The sequence below is a fragment of the Actinomadura sp. NTSP31 genome (assembly GCF_041951385.1).
Classification (GTDB): domain Bacteria; phylum Actinomycetota; class Actinomycetes; order Streptosporangiales; family Streptosporangiaceae; genus Spirillospora; species Spirillospora napierensis.
The window spans coordinates 108,243-126,198 of record NZ_JBGNUT010000028.1 but is presented as its reverse complement, the minus strand read 5'-3'; the positions used below and the strand labels follow the sequence as shown (position 1 = coordinate 126,198).

17 protein-coding genes are annotated in these 17,956 nt (G+C 74.0%); 9 read left to right on the top strand and 8 right to left on the bottom strand.

Translation table 11 applies throughout. From position 1 onward, the window contains the following. The first annotated feature begins 165 nt into the window (after positions 1-165). Positions 166-756, top strand: a complete 591-nt coding sequence (locus tag ACA514_RS36290) for a TIGR03086 family metal-binding protein (protein ID WP_375045807.1) — start codon at positions 166-168, stop codon at positions 754-756. On the opposite strand, the gene ACA514_RS36285 is transcribed toward ACA514_RS36290, so the two are convergent. Next, positions 725-2,233: an SDR family oxidoreductase gene (locus tag ACA514_RS36285; protein WP_375045806.1), complete on the bottom strand. Its 1,509-nt coding sequence runs from the start codon at positions 2,231-2,233 to the stop codon at positions 725-727. The genes ACA514_RS36290 and ACA514_RS36285 overlap by 32 nt on opposite strands. Before the next feature lie 154 nt (positions 2,234-2,387). Here ACA514_RS36285 and ACA514_RS36280 point away from each other — a divergent pair, with 154 nt between their 5' ends. Both ACA514_RS36280 and ACA514_RS36275 read left to right on the top strand, forming a co-directional pair. Continuing rightward, on the top strand, positions 2,388-3,632 hold the full coding sequence (locus tag ACA514_RS36280; RefSeq protein WP_375045805.1) for an NAD(P)/FAD-dependent oxidoreductase: 1,245 nt from the start codon (positions 2,388-2,390) through the stop codon (positions 3,630-3,632). Positions 3,633-3,651: 19 nt separating this feature from the next. Then, the gene (locus ACA514_RS36275; protein WP_375045804.1) at positions 3,652-4,623 is read left to right on the top strand and encodes a YbgA family protein; all 972 of its coding nucleotides are present in this window, start codon (positions 3,652-3,654) and stop codon (positions 4,621-4,623) included. A gap of 7 nt (positions 4,624-4,630) precedes the next feature. On the opposite strand, the gene ACA514_RS36270 is transcribed toward ACA514_RS36275, so the two are convergent. Beyond that, the gene (locus ACA514_RS36270) at positions 4,631-5,356 is read right to left on the bottom strand and encodes an SDR family oxidoreductase (RefSeq protein ID WP_375045803.1); all 726 of its coding nucleotides are present in this window, start codon (positions 5,354-5,356) and stop codon (positions 4,631-4,633) included. Between the two features lie 81 nt (positions 5,357-5,437). On the opposite strand from ACA514_RS36270, the gene ACA514_RS36265 reads away from it, so the two are divergent. Then, positions 5,438-6,286, top strand: coding sequence for a LysR family transcriptional regulator (locus ACA514_RS36265; RefSeq protein WP_375045802.1), 849 nt, complete (start codon positions 5,438-5,440; stop codon positions 6,284-6,286). 71 nt (positions 6,287-6,357) lie between these two features. Then, positions 6,358-7,299, top strand: a complete 942-nt coding sequence (locus ACA514_RS36260; RefSeq protein WP_375045801.1) for a TIGR01777 family oxidoreductase — start codon at positions 6,358-6,360, stop codon at positions 7,297-7,299. Here the strand turns inward: ACA514_RS36260 and ACA514_RS36255 are convergent. After that, positions 7,238-9,364, bottom strand: coding sequence for an MMPL family transporter (locus tag ACA514_RS36255; RefSeq protein ID WP_375045800.1), 2,127 nt, complete (start codon positions 9,362-9,364; stop codon positions 7,238-7,240). The two genes, ACA514_RS36260 and ACA514_RS36255, sit on opposite strands and share 62 nt — an antisense overlap. Before the next feature lie 293 nt (positions 9,365-9,657). Here ACA514_RS36255 and ACA514_RS36250 point away from each other — a divergent pair, with 293 nt between their 5' ends. Continuing rightward, the gene (locus tag ACA514_RS36250) at positions 9,658-9,876 is read left to right on the top strand and encodes a hypothetical protein (protein WP_375045799.1); all 219 of its coding nucleotides are present in this window, start codon (positions 9,658-9,660) and stop codon (positions 9,874-9,876) included. Between the two features lie 41 nt (positions 9,877-9,917). Here ACA514_RS36250 and ACA514_RS36245 read toward each other — a convergent pair whose 3' ends face one another. Both ACA514_RS36245 and ACA514_RS36240 read right to left on the bottom strand, forming a co-directional pair. Further along, positions 9,918-10,583 carry a hypothetical protein gene (locus tag ACA514_RS36245; protein ID WP_375045798.1) on the bottom strand — a complete coding sequence of 222 codons (666 nt, stop codon included), beginning with the start codon at positions 10,581-10,583 and terminating at the stop codon, positions 9,918-9,920. Positions 10,584-10,763: 180 nt separating this feature from the next. Then, positions 10,764-11,018, bottom strand: a complete 255-nt coding sequence (locus tag ACA514_RS36240; protein WP_375045797.1) for a GntR family transcriptional regulator — start codon at positions 11,016-11,018, stop codon at positions 10,764-10,766. Positions 11,019-11,229: 211 nt separating this feature from the next. Between ACA514_RS36240 and ACA514_RS36235 the strand changes: the two genes are divergently transcribed. After that, positions 11,230-11,481 (top strand): hypothetical protein, encoded by a 252-nt coding sequence (locus tag ACA514_RS36235; protein WP_375045796.1) that lies wholly within the window; start codon positions 11,230-11,232, stop codon positions 11,479-11,481. Positions 11,482-11,684: 203 nt separating this feature from the next. Further along, positions 11,685-13,142, top strand: coding sequence for an MFS transporter (locus ACA514_RS36230; protein WP_375045795.1), 1,458 nt, complete (start codon positions 11,685-11,687; stop codon positions 13,140-13,142). Here the strand turns inward: ACA514_RS36230 and ACA514_RS36225 are convergent. Then, positions 13,139-13,984, bottom strand: a complete 846-nt coding sequence (locus ACA514_RS36225; protein ID WP_375045794.1) for a helix-turn-helix transcriptional regulator — start codon at positions 13,982-13,984, stop codon at positions 13,139-13,141. The genes ACA514_RS36230 and ACA514_RS36225 overlap by 4 nt on opposite strands. A gap of 8 nt (positions 13,985-13,992) precedes the next feature. Next, a complete protein-coding gene (locus tag ACA514_RS36220; RefSeq protein ID WP_375045793.1) occupies positions 13,993-15,201 on the bottom strand; it encodes an acetyl-CoA C-acetyltransferase in 1,209 nt (402 codons plus the stop codon). Between the two features lie 125 nt (positions 15,202-15,326). Between ACA514_RS36220 and ACA514_RS36215 the strand changes: the two genes are divergently transcribed. Next, positions 15,327-16,844, top strand: coding sequence for a 3-hydroxyacyl-CoA dehydrogenase (locus ACA514_RS36215; RefSeq protein ID WP_375045792.1), 1,518 nt, complete (start codon positions 15,327-15,329; stop codon positions 16,842-16,844). Positions 16,845-16,866: 22 nt separating this feature from the next. Here ACA514_RS36215 and ACA514_RS36210 read toward each other — a convergent pair whose 3' ends face one another. Beyond that, positions 16,867-17,955 carry a CU044_5270 family protein gene (locus ACA514_RS36210; RefSeq protein WP_375045791.1) on the bottom strand — a complete coding sequence of 363 codons (1,089 nt, stop codon included), beginning with the start codon at positions 17,953-17,955 and terminating at the stop codon, positions 16,867-16,869. Position 17,956: the final 1 nt, after the last annotated feature.

The window sequence follows — 17,956 nt, the reverse complement described above, 5'->3', positions numbered from 1 at the left end:
GCGCGGGCGGGGTGTTCCACCGTCCTCCTACCTTACGGATCCGGCGCACCGATGAGTATCGGGCGGTTTCCCGGTCGAATCCATAGGAGGAAGACTCGTCCAGCGCGCTCCCGTCCAGCGGTATGCGCGGCGAGCCGCACCGAACCGACGAACCGGAGGACCCGTATGACCTCGAACCCCGACCTCGCACCGGCCGCCCGGCGCCTCGCCGCCCTGCTCGCCGCGGTCGGCGACGACCGGCTCGACGCGCGGACGCCCTGTTCCGACAGCACCCTCGGCACCCTCATCGACCACATCGACGGGCTGTCGCAGGCGTTCACCATGGCCGCCGCCAAGGACGTCCCCGAGGGCGGGTCGCAGCCGCCGTCCCCCGACGGGTCCAACCTGGCGCCCGACTGGCGCGCCCGCGTCCCCGAACGCCTCGAAGCGCTCGCCGCCGCCTGGCGCGAACCGTCCGCCTGGGAAGGAATGGCGGAGGCGGGCGGCGTGCAGATGCCGAGCGAGGTCATGGGACGCGTCGCGCTGAACGAGCTGGTCGTCCACGGCTGGGACATCGCCAGGGCCAGCGGGCAGCCCTACGCCTGCGGCGACGACGAGGTGCGCGAGTGCCTGGTGTTCGTCGGGCAGGCCGTCGAGGAGAGCGGCGGCAAGGGCGCGCCCGGTCTGTTCGAGGCCCCCGTCCCCGTCCCGGACGGCGCGTCCCCCCTCGACCGGCTCATCGCCCTCACCGGGCGCGACCCGTCCTGGACGGCCTAGCCGCACCGGCCTCGGCGGCATGGGCGATCCCCCGGCACATGCCGCCGAAGACCCGGTCGTGGAACGGCTTGAACGCCCACCAGTAGCAGTGGCCGGGCAGGCCGCGCGGGTGGAACAGGGCCCGCTGGGTGTAGCGGGCGCGGCCGTGCCGCTCCGCCACGCCGAGCTCCAGCCAGGCGAGTCCGGGCAGCCGCATCTCGGCGCGCAGCCGCAGCAGGCGTCCCGGCTCGACCTCCTCCACGCGCCAGAAGTCGACGGACTCCCCGATCCGGAGGCGGCGCGGGTCGCGGCGGCCGCGGCGCAGGCCCACCCCGCCCACCAGCCGGTCCAGGACGCCGCGGGCGCGCCAGGCGAGCGGGAAGGAGTACCAGCCGTGCTCGCCGCCGATGCCTTCGACGACCTCCCACAGGTGCTGCGGCGGGGCGTCCACGTCGCAGGCCCGCTCGTCGGTGTAGAGGCTCCCGCCCGCCCAGTCCGGGTCGGTGGGAAGCGGGTCGCTGGGAGCGCCCGGAACGCTCGCCGACGACCAGCGGGTGGCGACGTCGGCCTCGCGGACGCGGCGCAGCGCGAGCGACACGGCCCGCTCGAACCCGGCTCGTCCTCCGTCCGGCGGCCGGATGTACCGGCCGATGTCGGGGTCGCGGCAGACCACCTCGTTGCGCAGCGACTCCACCAGCGGGCGCGCCAGGCGGCCCGGCACCGGCGTGACCGCTCCGACCCACAGGCTCGACAGCCACGGGCTCAGGACGGGCACGGGGACGATGAGCCGCTTCCTGAGCCCGGCGACGGCGGCGTAGCGCAGCATCATGTCCCGGTAGGTGAGCACGTCCGGCCCGCCGATGTCGAAACCCCCGCTCACTTCGGCGGGCAGGTCCGCGGACGCGACCAGGTAGTGCAGGACGTCCCGGATCGCGATCGGCTGGATGCGGGTGCGCACCCAGCGCGGGGTCACCATCACCGGCAGCCGCTCGGTCAGGTACCGCAGCACCTCGAACGACGCCGACCCCGACCCGATGATCACCGCGGCGCGCAGCCACACCGCCGGCACCCCGGCGCCGAGCATGATCCGGCCCACCTCGGCGCGGGACCGCAGATGCGGTGACAGGTCCTCGTCCGGGGCCATCCCGCCCAGGTAGACCAGCCGCCCCACGCCGGCGTCGCGGGCGGCCGCGGCGAAGGTGCGGGCGGCGCGGCGGTCGGCCGCGGCGAACCCGGCCCCGCCGCCGATCGCGTGGATCAGGTAATAGGCCACGTCCACGCCGTCCAGGGCCCGGCGCGTCGGCTCCGGGTCGGTCGCGTCGGCTTCGGCGATCTCCACCCGCTCCGCCCACGGATGGTCGCGCAGCCTTCGCGCCGAGCGGGCCATGCACCGCACGCGGTAGCCGGCGTCCAGCAGCGCGGGCACCAGCCGGCCGCCGATGTAGCCGCCGGCCCCCGTCACCAGGCACAGGCGCCCGTCGCCCCCGCGATCGTCCATGGCGCGCTCCGTACCCGCGGTCCGCCCGCGCAAGCGCGGCCGGCGGGAGAGTTCGCCGAGGTCAGCGGGATGACCGGGGAATCGGCGGGCATGACGACCGGGCGAGCGACCGAAGGGCCGGTGGGGCCGGTCGCGCGGACGAGGGGGGCGCACGATGGCCGAGGACGTCGTCGTTGTCGGGGCCGGGCTCGCGGGGCTGGCCTGCGCGGTGCGGCTGCACGAGAACGGTGTGCCCGTCCGGGTGCTGGAGGCGTCGGACGGGGTCGGCGGCAGGGTCCGCACCGACATCGTGGACGGTTTCCGCCTCGACCGCGGGTTCCAGGTGTTCAACACCGCCTATCCCGAGGCGAGGAGTCTCCTCGACCTGGAGGCCCTGGACCTCAGGCCGTTCTCGTCCGGGCTGCTGGTCTTCCACGAGGGGCGCATGGAGCGTGTCATGCTGCCCTGGAGGCACCCGGAGCACGCGCTGAGCGGCGTGTTCGCCGGCGTCGGGACGCCCGCCGACAAGGCGGCGCTGGCGGCGATGACCGCCCGCGACCTCGCCGCGTCCGGCTCCTGGCTGTGCGACGGCCCGGACCGCAGCACCCGTGACGAGCTCCGCGTCCGGGGCCTGTCGGACGTGATGATCGATGGGCTGATGCGCCCGTTCCTGGCGGGCGTCCTGCTGGAGCGCGAGCTGGAGACCTCCAGCCGGTTCTTCCACCTGATCTGGCGGTCGTTCGTGCGCGGCACCATCGCCGTCCCGGCGCTCGGCATGGGCCGCATCCCCGAGCAGCTCGCCGGGCGGCTGCCGGCGGGGGCGATCTCCCTGAACACCGCCGTGCGGGAGATCACCGACGGCGGCGTGCGGACCGAGGACGGCGAAACCGTGCGCGCCGTCGCCGTGGTCGTCGCCACCGACCCGCGCCGCGCCGCCGAACTGCTGCCGGAGGTCGAGGCGCCGGCGATGCGCGCCGTCACCACCTTCTACCACTCGGCCCCCGCCTCGCCGCTGCGCGAGCCGATCCAGATCGTCGATGCCGGCGGCGTCGTCACCGACACGCTCGTCATCACCGACGCGGCCCCGGGCTACTCGGCGGACGGCCGCGCGCTCGTCTCGACGTCCGTGCTCGGTACCGGGGTGGACGAGGCGCGCGTGCTGAACCGGCTCGGCGAGATCTACGGCGACACGTCCGGCTGGCGGCTCGTCGCCGAGTACCCGATCGAGGCCGCGCTGCCCGCGATGCCGCCGCCGCTGCGGATGCGGCGCCCGGTGCGGCTGGGCGCCGGACGGTACGTCTGCGGTGACCACCGCGACACCGGCTCCATCCAGGGCGCCCTGGTGTCCGGACGCCGCGCCGCGCACGCCGTCCTCACCGACGCCGTGCGGCGGGGCAGGGCCGTCCCGCACCCGGCATGACCCGCGATTCGGAGTGCCGATGACGGCCGGTGAGCACCCCCGGCCGCGGCTGGGGGCGTCCAGCTGCCTTCTCGGCGCGGCCGTCCGCTACAACGGCGGCCACAGCCGCGACCGGTTCCTCACCGGGCCGCTGTCGCGGCACGTCGACTGGGTGCCGGTCTGCCCGGAGATGGAGATCGGCCTCGGGGCGCCGCGTCCCACGATGCGGCTGCGGACCGACGGGCACGTCGTCACGAAGGACGGCGCGTCCGACCACACCGCGGCCATGACCGCGCTGGCCGGCCGCCGGCTCCCCGACCTGGACGACATCGACGGGTACGTCCTGAAATCCCGGTCGCCGAGTTGCGGGCTGTCGCACCTGCCCCGGTACGCGTCCGGGCGGCCGGGCGAACGCACCGACGGCCAGCCGGTGGACCGGCACGGCCGCGGCGTGTTCGCCGGCCTGCTCGTCGACGCCTACCCCGACCTGCCCGTCGAGGAGGACGGCCGGCTCAACGACCCCGTACTGCGCGAGCACTTCGTCGAGCGGGTGTTCGCGCAGGCGCGGCTACGGGAGTTCTTCGCCTCCGACTGGCGGCCCCGCGACCTGGTCGCCTTCCACAGCAGGCACAAGTTCCAGCTGCTCGCACACGTCCCCGCCGGCTACCGCGAGACCGGCCGCATCGTCGCGCGCGCGGGCGACCGCCCCCGGGACGACCTGGAACGCGACTACCGCCGCGCGTTCAGCGCCACGCTCGCCGCCCGCGCCGGACGCGGCCGCCACACCAACGCCCTCCACCACGTCCTCGGCTTCATCAGCGACGACCTCGACCCGGTCCGCCGCCACGACATCCTCGCCGCCATCGACTCCTACCGGCAGGGACGGGCGCCGTTGAGCGTCCCGATCGCCCTCCTGCGCCACCACGCCGAGGGCGGGCACCTGCGCTACATCGCCGACCAGACCTACCTCGACCCGTTTCCCGACGACCTCCTGCTCCGCCACCACCTCTGAGGCGGCGTCACCAGGGGATCGGGCCGTCGTCGTCGAAGAAGGCGCCGGTCGGGCCGCCGTCCGGCAGGGTCGCGAGCCGGAGCGCGATCGCCGCGCCCTGCTCGGGGGTGCGGACGCCGCGGAAGCCGTTGAGGTCGGTCGCGCAGAAGCCGGGGCAGCCCGCGTTGATCAGGATGTCCGTGTCGTGCAGCTCCTTGGCGTACTGGACGGTGACGGCGTTGAGGAACGTCTTCGAGGTCGCGTACGCGACGGCGATCGGGCCCGTCTGCGCGCCCGGAGTCGTCTGCCGGGTGAGGGAGCCGACGGTGCTGGACATGTTCACGATCCGCGGGGACGCCGAGCGACGCAGCAGCGGCAGCATCGCGTTGGTCACGCGGATGACGCCGATCACGTTCGTCTCCACGACCGTCCGCACGGTGTCCAGGTCGACCCGGGTGGGCTCCTGCGGCATGCCGCCGGTGATTCCGGCGTTGTTGACCAGCACGTCCAGGCGTCCGGCGCGCTCCTCGACCAGGCCGGCGGCGGCGGTCACGCTCGCGTCGTCGGTCACGTCCAGCGGCACGCCGAACGCGTCGGCTCCGGCCGCGCGCAGCTTCTCGACGGCGGCCTCCCTCGGCCCCTCGCTGCGGGCGCCGACACCGACGCTCCAGCCGAGCGCGCCCAGGCCCGCCGCGATCTCGTAACCGATCCCCTTGTTGGCGCCGGTGACCAGCGCGATCGTCTTCTCTGTCATGCGTCGATCCTCACGCCGGCCCCGGCGTCCTGGCCAACACCGTCTGGGTGGGCCGCGATACCCACCGGGTATCGTGGCGGCATGGAGACGCGGGAGCTGCGGTACTTCGTCGCCGTCGCCGAGGAGCTGCACTTCGGGCGGGCCGCCGAGCGGCTCGGCATCGCGCAGCCGCCGCTCTCGCGGGCGATCCAGCAGCTGGAACGGCGGCTCGGCGTGACGCTGCTGGACCGCACCAACCGCACCATCGCGCTGACCGAGGCCGGGACGGTGCTGCTGCACGAGGGCCGGGCCGCCCTGGACGCGGTCGAGGCCGCCGACCGCCGGACCCGCCGCGCCGCCGCCGCGGCGTCCGGCGACCCCGGGATCGTCCTCGTCACGAAGGCGGGGGCGTCCAGCGAGCTGCTGCCGAAGCTGCTCGACGCCTACGCCGCCGAGCCCGGCGCGGTGGCCGTCGACGTACTCCTGTGCGGGCCCGGCGAGCAGGAGCGGCTGCTGCGCGACGGGCGGGCCGACGTGGCGCTGCTGCACCGGCCGTTCGACTCGGCGACCGGCTTCGACACCGAGGAGCTGCACACGGAGGAGCAGGTCGCGGTGCTGCCGGCCGGGCATCCCCTCACCACCCGCGCCCACCTGCGGCTGGCCGACGTCACCGCGCTGCCCGGCCTGCCGATGCCGCGCTGGCCCGGCCCGGACGGCACGTATCCGGACGGCCCCGGCCCGAAGGTCCGCGACCACGTGCAGCTGCTCCAGCTGATCGCGCTCGGCCGCGCCGCGGCCGTCCTGCCGGAGTCGAGCCGCGCCCACCTGAGCCACCAGGTCGCCACCGTGCCGCTGCTGGACGCGCCCAAGGTGACGACGGTGATCGCGTGGCCGCCGCACAGCCGGTCCCTGGCCCTCGCCGGGCTGGTCCGCGCCGCGACCCGGCTCTAGCGCCCGGACGGGATTTTTGAACGCGTTCGATTTTCTGCGCTACGCTCCCGTGCAGACGGAGGTGGAGCGCCATGAAGCTGGTGATTCCCGGCGGTACCGGACAGGTCGGCACGATCCTGGACCGGGCGTTCACCGGCGCGGGCCATGACGTCGTTGTCCTGACGCGGCGTCCGACCGGCGACCGGCAACTGCCCTGGGACGGTCGGACGCTCGGCCCGTGGGCGGACGCGTTCGACGGCGCCGACGCCGTGATCAACCTCGCCGGACGCAGCGTGAGCTGCCGCTACACCCCGGCCAACCTGCGGGACATGATGGACTCGCGCGTGCTGTCGACGCGGGTCGTGGGCGAGGCCATCGCCGCCGCCGCGAACCCGCCCCGCGTCTGGCTCCAGATGAGCACCGCGACCATCTACGCCCACCGCTTCGACGCGCCCAACGACGAGGCGACCGGCGTCATCGGCGGCGACGAGCCGGACGTCCCGCGCTACTGGGAGTACAGCGTCCGGATCGCCAAGGCGTGGGAGCGGGAGCAGGAGCGCGCGGCGACACCGTCCACCCGGAAGGTCGCCCTGCGCGCCGCCATGGTGATGAGCCCCGACCGCGGCGGCGTCTTCGACGTGCTGCTGCGGATGGCGCGGCTCGGCCTCGGCGGGCCCGTCGCGGGCGGCGCGCAGTACGTGTCGTGGATCCATGAGCGCGATCTCGTCCGCGCGGTGGAATTCCTGATCGAGCGGGACGACATGGCCGGGCCGGTGAACCTCGCCGCGCCCGCTCCCCTGCCGCAACGCGCGTTCATGCGGGAGTTGCGCTCCGCCTGGGGCATGCCGGTGGGCCTGCCCGCGACCACGTGGATGGCCGAGCTCGGAGCGCTCGCCCTGCGCTCGGACACCGAACTGCTGCTGAAGAGCCGCCGCGTCGTCCCCGGCCGCCTGCTCGACGCCGGCTTCACCTTCACCCATCCCGACTGGCCCCAAGCCGCCACCGACCTCGTCCAGCGGGTGCGGGGCCGCTGACGGACCGGCGGCCGAGGGAGTGCGGCCACCAGAACGCGGGGCCGATCCGGATGGCGAGCGCCGGCACGAGCAGGCTGCGGACGAGGAAGGTGTCCAGGAGCACCCCGACCGCGACGAGCACGCCCTCCTGGAGCGAGTTCACCGTGGGAATGACGGCGAGCACGCTGAAGGTCGCGGCCAGGACGATCCCGGCGGAGGTGATGACGCCGCCGGTGACGCGCAGGCCGGTGAGGACGCCCTCGGTGTGGCCCACGCGGTGGACCTCCTCGCGGACGCGGGTCATCAGGAAGATGGTGTAGTCGACGCCGAGCGCGACCAGGAACAGGAAGCCGAACAGCAGCAGTCCCTGGTCGATGCGGGGATGCCCGAGGGCGTGGAAGATCAGCGCCGCGGTGCCGAGCGCGGCGGCGTAGGACAGCACGACCGATCCGAGCAGCACCAGCGGCGCGACCACGGCGCGCAGCAGGAGCAGCAGCATGATCCCGACGACGGCCAGGATGAGCGGGAACAGCAGGGCGTCCTCGCCGGCCTGGGCGTCCGCGGTGTCGAGCGCGACGGCGGTCGGGCCGCCGACCACCGCGCCGTCGCCGCGCAGGTCCGTCCGTATGCGCTGGACGGCCCGGCGGGCCGCGGGCGTCTCGGGGGCGGCGCGCAGCACGGCGGCGAGGTGCGTCCGGCCCCGGGCGGTGGCGGTCGCGGTGGCGGAGGCCACGCCCGGCGTGCGGGCGAGCGCCGCCAGCGCGCCGGGGGCGCGCTCGGCCGGCACGTAGACGTCGACGGGCGCGGAGGCCCCGGCGGGGAAATGGTCGGCGAGGAGCCGCTGGCCGGTGACCGAATCGGTCTTCGTGGTGAACTGCTCGGCCTGCGTCAGCCCGTTGGACAGCGTGGCCGAGCCGAGCGCGAGGACGACCAGGACCCCGGCCGTGGCGATCCAGACCAGCCTCGGGCTGCGGGCCACGAACCGCGCCACTCCCGCCCACACACCGCGTCCCTCATCGGGTTCGGTGACGGCGCCGGGCAGGTGGCGGGGAACGAAGGGCCAGAAGACCCACCGGCCCAGCGTCACCAGAAGGGCGGGCAGCAGCGTGCTCATCGCGGCGAACACCACCACGACGCCCACGGCCACGACCGGGCCCAGCCCGCGGGTGGAGTTCATCCTGCCGAGCACCAGGCAGAGGGTGGCCAGCCCGACGGTCGCGGCGGACGCGCCGATCGCGGGCAGGCACCGGCGCAGCGCCTGCGCCATGGCCGCGTGGCGGTCGGCGTGCCAGTGCAGTTCCTCCCGGTACCGGGCGATCAGGAGCAGCGCGTAGTCCGTGCCGACGCCGAGGGACAGCACGGTCAGGATGTAGATGCTCAGCCCGTCCACCGGCAGGCCCGCGTACCGGCCCGCCAGATAGACCGCGCCGCTCGCGACCTGGCTGCCCATCGCGACCACCAGCAGCGGCACCAGCCAGAGCAGCGGGCTGCGGTAGGTGAGGAGCAGCAGCACGGCGACGATGGCCAGCGTCACGCCCAGCAGCAGGCCGTCCATTCCGGAGTAGACGTCGATGTAGTCGGCGATGCTGCCGGCCTCGCCGGTGATCTTGATGGTGAGGCCGGCCGGCGCGTCCGTCCGCACCAGCGAGCGCAGGTGCTTCACCTCGTCGCCGAGCACGCCGTTGTCGTTCTTCGCGGTACGGAGCGGGACGCCGAAGTAGGCGGCCCCGCGGTCGGGCGACACCACCAGGCCGGAGGCGGGGCCCGCCCCCGCCGGCCCGAGCGCCGCCCGGTCATGGCCGGCCTTCGCGAGATCGGCCGCGGTGAGGGTGCCGCCGCGGGTGTAGACGACCGTCGCGGTGGCGGTGTCGCGGTCCGCGAAGTACCGCTGCCCGATCTCGACGGCCCGGGTGGACTGGGCGTCGGCGGGCAGCCAGCTCGCCGGGTCGTTGTCCTGCACCGACCCGACCTTGGCGGCCAGCGACCCGCCGACGGCGATGAGCAGCACCCACACCGCGAGGACGGCCCACTTGGAACGGCGGCCCACGATCCACGGGATGCAGCGGCGCCACCCGGACAACGGCATGGAAGGAACGGCGGAAGGGGACGGAGACATGGTTCTTCCTCGTTCATCGGGCATGAGGGGGCCGCCTGGCGGTGGCCGGGAGAAGACCCGCGATTCGAGCGGGCCGCGCCGGAACCGGCGCTTCACCGATGACGCTAGACAGCCGGTGCCCGGCCCGGCTTCTCGATTCCTGACCACCTGCCGCACGCCCGGCGGCCGCCGCCATCCGTGGGCGAGGTCCGGTGCGTGTGAGGCCATCACCGGACAGGCTGATCCTCTGGCGGCTGCCGGACGGCTCTTCTTAGGGTGATGACGTGGACGACCCGACGCACGACGGCTCCTCGGGACGGCTGCTGTCCTGGTGGACCTACGCTCCCGCGCTGGCCGTCGCGGCCGGTGTGCTCCTGCTGGGCCCTTGGCCTCTGTGGTTCCGCGTCCTGGTGGCGGCCGGTGCCGTAGTGGTGCCGCTGCTATGGGAGCAACTCGCGCTGAGAGTCATGCGGCGGAAGCGCGTCGCCGACCCGCCGCCGTAACCGGTGCTGTCCGCCGGCGGACCGGCGGACAGCGCGGTCCGTCAACTGGTGGTGCGGGTGATCTTGATGGCGGGGCTGACCTTGAACCCGCCGGTGAAGGTGATGGTCTCGCCCGCCGCGCGCACTCCCGCGCAGCCGACGGAGCCGTCGTTGTTGGCCGTGGTGAACGGGGCGGCGACCGCGCTGTTGTACTTCAGGACCTGGGTGTCGTTGGCGTAGCTCGCCGTGATCTTGCCGAACGAGAACCTGCAGTCGTCCGCCAGGACCGTGATGCCGTACGGAGAACTCTGCGTCCCGGAGAGGGTCGTCGTGCCCGTGGCGGCGTCGTAGCCGGTGGCGGTGTAGGAGATGGGTCCGACGCCGACGGCCACGTTGCCGAGCATGACGGCGGTGCCGCCGCCGGGGCGGGTGCACGTGGTGCCGACGGTGTCGGAAACGTTTCCGAGCGACGCGGTGGCGCCTGTGGCGGTCCTGCTCGCCATCTGTCCCCACTGCTGGACGCTGCTGCAGGTGAGCAGGGTCGCGCCCGCCTGGTTCTTGACGGTCACGGTGCCCGTCGAGGCGGTGGTGTACTTGCCGTCGGCCGCCGGGTTGACGACCTTCCAGGTGGTGGTGGCCGCGTGCGCGGCGATCGCCGGCGCGCTCAGCGCCAACGGAGCCGCCGCAGCCGCGGCGAGGGCGATGTGCCGGGAGAGGGGACGAGGCATAGGGGGAGTGACCTCCTTCTGCCCGCGTTCGCGGGCCGCCGGTGGAAGATCCACTAGCTGGCGGGGTCACCGTAACCCGAAGCCACGACCAAGATCAATAATCAATTTCAGTAAACGGGCGGCACCGTCCGTCACCACGCGCCGCCCACCTCGCCGGACGAGCCGCCCCGCCCCGGCCGGTCAGCCCTCGTCCGCGTCCGACGGCTTGGCGATCACGAACGTGCCGCGTCCGTGGACGCCTCGGACGAGGCCCTGTTCGCGGAGGAGCCTGATCGCCGCCTCCGCCGTGTTGACGGACACCTTGAACTCGTCCGCGACGGCTCGAACGGCGGGAATGCGACGGCCCACCGGATAGACGCCGTCCACGATGCGCGCCGTGAGAACCCCCGCCACCTGCAGATACAGGGGCTCCATGCCGTCGAGATCGATACTCACATGGAAACACTAGGTGACCTGGTAGGACACTTGGACATATCGGGACATCAAGAAACACCAGGGGACACTGAGTGTCACTAGGCGTACCCTTAGCGAATGAAGCGGCCCCGGCGCGGTGGTGGTGCACTGCGCCGGGGCCTAGGAATCGACCGCCCCAGGAGGCGACCGACCCATGACCCCTGAGAGTAGAGCGCGGCTTGAGGCGTTGGGCGTGGTTCTGCGCGTGTACAGGCTTCAGGCGTCCATGACCGACGACGGGTTGCGCGTCGTCAACCGGGAGGCGGCGGGGTGCTGCGCCGCGCATCCGGCCGATCTGATCACCGTCGGGGCGCGGGAGGACGACGGCGGGCGGATGTGGTTCTTCACGTCGTGGCGGTACCCGGTCGCGGAGGTGGAGCGCGTCGTGGACGCGGTGATGGTGATCCGGGGGCTGCTCGACGGGAAGCCGGGGGCCGCGCAGTGATCGCCGTGTGCGGCTCCGTGGTGTGCGCCGTGGCGGGGCTGGCGGCGTCGGGCCTGGTCTTCGCGATGGAACGGCGGCGGCCCCGCTACCGGGGGCGGCACCGGGCGATGTTCTGAGCCCGCGGCGACGGGAGCCTGCATCTGGCAGATGTACCTTCAGCGGGGTGCTGGCTGGTCTGTGCGGTGCGGCGCAGGGTGGGCGGCATGACGACAGAGATTTCACCGAGCGCCGCGCGGCTCGGGCTGCGCGGGTGGCTCGTCCTCATCACGTTGTGCGGCGCCACGTTCATGACCGGGCTGGACTACTCGATCATCACGGTGGCGCTGCCGGAGATCGGCCGGGACCTGGGGTTCTCCAGCGCGTCGGCGCTGCAGTGGGTGGCCACCGCGTGCCTGCTGCCGACGGCCGCGCTGATGCCGCTGTTCGGGCGGGCGTCCGACATGGTCGGCAGGCGCCGGCTGTTCATGGTCGGGGTGGCGGGCTTCGCGGCGCTGTCGCTGCTGGCCGCGCTGGCGCCGAGCCCCGGGCTGCTGGTGGCGGCGCGGGCCGGGCAGGGCGTCGCGGCGGCCATGATCGGCCCGGCCGCGCTCGCGCTGATGACCGGCGCGTTCCCCGAGGGGCCGCAGCGGACGCGGGCGCTGGGGGTGAACGGCGCGCTGCTGTCGCTGGGGTTCGTCGTCGGGACGATCGGCGGCGGCCTGATCACCAGCGGGCTGAACTGGCGCTGGACGATGCTCATCCTGTTCGGCATCGGTTCGCTGGTCATGGTCGGCGCCGTCGGGGTGGTCCGCGAGACGGCGGGACGGAACCGGACGCGGCTCGACGTGCCCGGTGCGGTGCTGGCGAGCGGCGGGCTGTTCGCCCTGGTGTACGGGATCTCGACCGGCGGGGACGCCGGTTGGGGCAGTGCGCGGACGCTGACGGTACTGGCCGCCGCCGTGGTGCTGCTCGGGTCGTTCCTGTGGGTCGAGGCGCGGCATGCGGCTCCGCTCGTTCCGTTGCGGCTGCTGGGCCGTCCGACCGTCAAGTGGGGCATGCTCGTCGGGCTGGTCACCTTCGGGATGTGCGGTGGGGCGACGCTGCTGCTCAGCATCTACATGCAGGACGTCCTGGGCTACTCGCCCCTGGAGACCGGGCTCGGGTTCCTCGGTGAGGGCGTCGCGGCGCTGGCCGGCGGGACGCTCGCGGCCCGGCTCATCAACGCCCGCGGGACGGTCGCGACGATCGCGGCCGGGCTGACCGTGCAGGCGGCGGGCACCGCGGCGATGGTGTTCCTGCCGGTCCACGGCGGTCTGGCGCTGTTGCTGGCCACCTCGGCGGCGATGGGCTTCGGGCACGTCCTGACGGTGGTGGCCGCCGTCACGACGATCACTTCGGGGCTGGACCAGGCGGATCAGGGCGTCGCGGGCAGCCTCGCCCAGATGCCCACCTTCGTCGGCGCGATCGGCGTGGCCGGGCTCACCGCGATCGTGGCGGCCCGGAGCGAGGCGCTCGCCTCGTCCACCACCGAGGCCCTGGCCACGCTGGGCGGGCTGCACGCCGCCTTCCTCGTGGCCGCCGCGGTCGCGGTGCTCGGCGCGGTCGCGGGCGGCGTCCTGCTCCGCCGGACGGGCGGGCGGCCCGTCGAAGAGCCGGCCGAGCGCTGCCTCGCGAGGGCCTAGGGGGCGGCTGCGGCGACGAGTTCGGCGAGTCGCCGCAGCCGTTCTTGTGACGGGGTGCCCGGTTCGGCCTGGAAGATCGTCACGCCCTGTCCCTCGTCGTCGGGCGTCCGGAGGAGCTCGGCGGTGAGGGACATGACGCCGACGTCCGGATGCCGGTAGTCGCGCGAGATGGACGCGCAGTTCGACACCGGATGCTCCGTCCACATGGCGCGGAACTCCGGGCTGAGCGTCGTCAGTTCCTCGATCAGGGCGGTCAGCCCCTCGTCGCCGGGGAACCTGCTCAGCGAGCCCTCCAGGTAGGCGATGTCGTCGCGGGCCTTCTGCTCCCAGTCGACGAAGAGGCTGCGGGAGAAGCCGGTCTCCAGGAAGTCGATGCGGACGAAGTTGGGCTTCTCGTCGCCGTCGAAGTCCCAGTGCGGGGCCAGCAGGGCGTGGGCCAGGCGGTTCCATGCGAGGAAGTCGCCCCGCCTCCCCACCGCGACGGCGGGGACGTCGGTGAACGAGTCCACGATCAGCTTGATGCCCGGACGCAGCCGTTCCGGTCTGACCCGCTCCCGGGACCGGACGACGCGGGCCAGCCGGTGGAGGTGGTTCAGCTCGTCGTCGTCGAGCCGGAGGACACGGGCGAGGGAGTCGAGGACCTCGTCGGAGACGTTCGGGCTCTGCCCCTGCTCCAGCCGCGTGTAGTACCCGACGCTGACCCCGGCGAGCGGCGCCAGCTCCTCGCGGCGCAGCCCGGCGACCCGCCGGTGCCTCACGCCGGGGCTCAGCCCCACGTCCTCGGGACGGAGCCGGGCGCGGCGGGACCGGAGGAACTCGCCGAGTGCGGAAGCGGGATACATGGCGGCGGTCAGACCCGTTCGAAGATCGCGGTGAGGCCCTGGCCGCCGCCGATGCACATCGTCTCGAGGCCGTAGCGGGCCTCGCGGCGGTGCATCTCGCGGGCGAGGGTGGCGAGGATGCGGGTGCCGGTCGCACCGACGGGGTGGCCGAGGGAGATGCCGGAGCCGTTGACGTTGATGCGGTCCCAGTCGGCGTCCTTGACGTCCCATTCGCGGGTGACGGCGAGGACCTGCGCGGCGAACGCCTCGTTCAGTTCGATGAGGTCGATGTCGGCGAGGGTGAGCCCGGCGGCGGCGAGGGCCTTGGCCGTCGATGGGACAGGCCCGATGCCCATCGTGCGGGGCGGGACGCCCGCGCGGGCCCACGAGACCAGCCGGACGAGCGGGCGCAGCCCCAGTTCGGCGGCGCGTTCAGGGGTGGTGACGATGCACGCGGCGGCGGCGTCGTTCTGGCCACTGGAGTTGCCCGCGGTGACGGTGGCCTCGCCGTCGCTCTTGCCGAGGACGGGACGCAGCTTCCCGAGGGTCTCCATGGACGTGTCGGGCCGCGGGTGCTCGTCAGTGTCCACGACCGTGTCGCCCTTGCGGGACGGAACGGTGACGGGGACGATCTCCTCCGCGAACCGGCCGGAGCGCTGCGCCTCGACGGCGCGCTGGTGGGAGCGGACAGACAGCTCGTCCTGCTCCTCGCGGCCGATGCCGTACTCGCGGCGCAGGTTCTCGGCGGTCTCCAGCATGCCGCCGGGCACCGGGTAGTTGACGCCGCCCGCGGTGGTGCGGCCGCGCGCGAGGGTGTCGTGCAATTCGAGGGACGGGCCGCGCAGCCCCCAGCGGGCGGAGGTCGTGTAGAACGGCGCGTTGCTCATGGACTCGGCGCCGCCCGCGATGATCAGCTCGCTGACGCCCGTCTGGATCTGCATCGCGGCGTTGAGGACGGCCTGGAGCCCCGAGCCGCAGCGGCGGTCGACCTGGAGGCCGCCGACCTCGATGGGCAGCCCGGCGTCGAGGGCGGCGACGCGTCCGATGGCGGGGGCGTCGGCGCTGGGATAGCACTGCCCGAGGAAGACCTCGTCGACCGCGTCGCCGGGCAGCCCGGCGCGCTCGACCACGGCGCGGATGACGGTGGACGCGAGGTCGACGGGCTGGACGGTCTTGAACACCCCGCCGAAACGGCCGATGGGGGTCCGCAGCGGCTCGCAGATCACCGCGTCGCGCATGGTGGTCGCTCCTCATTCCAGGCAAGGCGGGCACTTCGCAGGTTATGCCGTCGGCGGCCGCGACCCGCGTCCGGGCCCGCGTCCGGCGGGGGGTTGAATGCAGGGCAGGCGAGCGAGGAGGCGCGATGCATCAGTGGGCAGAGCGGGCGGCGACCGTCCGGGTCATCGGGACGGGCGCGATGGGGCGCGGGATCGCGCAGCTCGCGGCGGCCGGCGGGCTGACCGTGGAGCTGGCGGACATCCGGTTCGAGGCCGTGGTGAGCGCGGTCGAGCACGTGGAGGCGATGTTCGACAAGCAGGTCGCGAAGGGCCGGATGACCGCGGACGACGCGGCGGCGGCGAAGGGCCGGCTGAAGCCGGTCGGCGAGCCGCTGACCCCGTTGCAGGGCTGCGACCTGGTCATCGAGGCCGTCCGGGAGGACCTGGACACCAAGCGGGAACTGTTCGCGGCGCTGGAGAAGGCCGCCGCCGAGCACACGGTCCTCGCGACGAACACCAGCTCGCTCCCGGTGACGGCGATCGGCGCGGCGCTGCGGGACCCGTCGCGGCTCGCGGGGCTGCACTTCTTCAACCCCGTCCCGCTGATGCGGCTCGTCGAGGTGATCCCGGGCGCGCGGACGGCCGGCTGGATCCCGGACGCGCTGGCCGACCTGGTGCGGCGGCTCGGCCACGAGCCCGTGATCGCGCCCGACGCGCCGGGCTTCCTGGTCAACCACGCCGGGCGCGGGCTGGTGACGGAGGCGCTGCAGATCCTGTCCGAGGGCATCGCGGAACCGGTCGACATCGACCGCATCGCGCGGGACGTCCTCGGCCTGAAGATGGGCCCATGCGAGCTGCTCGACCTCACCGGGATGGACGTGTCGCACCCGGTGATGGAGTCGATCTGGACGGGCTTCTACACCGAGCCGCGGTACCGTCCGTCGCGCATCGGCCGCGCCCGGATGGAGGCGGGGCTCCTCGGCCGCAAGACCGGCGAGGGCTTCTACACGTACGTGGACGGCGTGAAGCAGGAACCGCCGGAGGCCACCGCCCCGGCCGTGGACCCGCGGCCGATCTGGCTGGACCCGGAGCTGCGGGAGACCCTCGGCGTCCTGCTGTCCGAGACCGGGGTGGAGGTCGAGACCGGGGACGAGCCGTCCGGCGGGGCCGTCGTCCTGGTCGGCTGGAGAGGCCTGCGCGGCGCCCCCCACCCGGAGCGGACGCTCGGCATCGACACGTTCTTCGGGCTCTTCAGCCGGATCACCCTCATCGTCAGGCCCCACCTCGACCCCGAGGCGGGACGTGCCGGGCTCGCCGCGCTGCTGGCCGCCGGACGGTCGGTGAGCGTCGTCCGGGACGCGCCCGTCCCCGTCGCCGCGCGGCTGCTCGCGTCCATCGTGAACGTGGCCTGCGGCATCGCGGAGCAGCGGCTGGCCCGCCCGGAGGACATCGACACCGCCGTCCGGCTCGGCCTCGGCTACCCGCGCGGGCCGCTGGAGTGGGGCGACCACGTGGGCGCGGAGCGCGTCCTCGACGTCCTGGAGCTCCTCCACGTGGACACCGGCGACCCGCGCTACCGGCCGAGCCAGTGGCTGGTGGAGCGCTCGGGCGGCGGCCTCCCCCTCACCGAGTCCGGCACCAGCCCGTCCGACCTGCTCGGCTGAGTCGCGGCGAGTCCGGTGCCGGTCAGGGGACGGCGGGGGCCTTCGGGCCAGAGTCGGTCCATCCCGCCGCGAGGTACCGCGTCTGCCGGAACTTGGACTTCACCTTGGCGGCGGCGCCGGTCTGCTCCACCGACTCCGACAGGACCAGCGAGGTCTTCGGGTCGATGACCAGGCGGTAGAGCGGCCCGCGGGCGGACTGGAGGACCAGCCCGACGCCCCTGCGGCCTCCCCCGTCGGTCGCCGGGCCCGCCGACGTGACGCCCGGCAGGGAGGCGAGGGCGCGGTAGGCGGCGCCGCGCACCTTCGGCCGGGTGGGCACTTCGGCCAGCAGCCCGGCGAGGCACTGCTGCAGGAAGCCGTTCCGCGCGCTCCCCGGCACCGGGCCGTCGTCGTTGCCGAGCATCGCGTTCCGCAGCGCGTTCTTCAGTGCGTCGGGCTGCGCCGGGAGCGCCTGCGCCTGCTGGAACGACATCTCCTTGTCGCAGACCGCGACGGTGTGCGGGCCCTTCACCTTCACCACGTCACCGGGACGAGGGGAGGCCGACAGGACGACGCGGCCGCCGCCCGGAGTGTCGGCGGTCCCGAGATCCCACCGGGTGGGCGCCCCGTCCCGCCGCCAGGCGACCTCGTCGGCGGCCGAGTGGGGGCGTGCGCCCACCTCCCGGTGGCCGGACCAGGCGACGCCCGCCGCGTTCGTCCAGGTCTCGTTCACCACCAGCTTGTCCATCCAGTACCGGTTGCTCTTCGGCCCGACCTGGGTGGGAAGGGCCTGAAGCGCCCGGACGTGCCAGTACTCGCCGGCGGCGGGGGCGGCGTCGGCCTGCTTCGCGGCGGCCAGCAGCACCGTCTGCGCGGACACGGGCCGCGCGTCGACGGGGTCGGGCGCGCGGGGCGTGGTCCCCGAGGCGAGGGCCACCGCGCCCGCGACGCCGGCGGCCGTGGCTGCGACGCCGAAGCCGCCCCACAACGCGGGCCGCCGCCACACCCTGCGCGCCGGCGCCGGACCTCCCGGCTCCCGCATGCCGGCGGCGAGGCGTCGCCGGACGGCGGCCTCGGTCTCCGGCGCGGGCGGCTCGTCCAGCATCGTGGCGATCATCTGGAATTCGTCCATG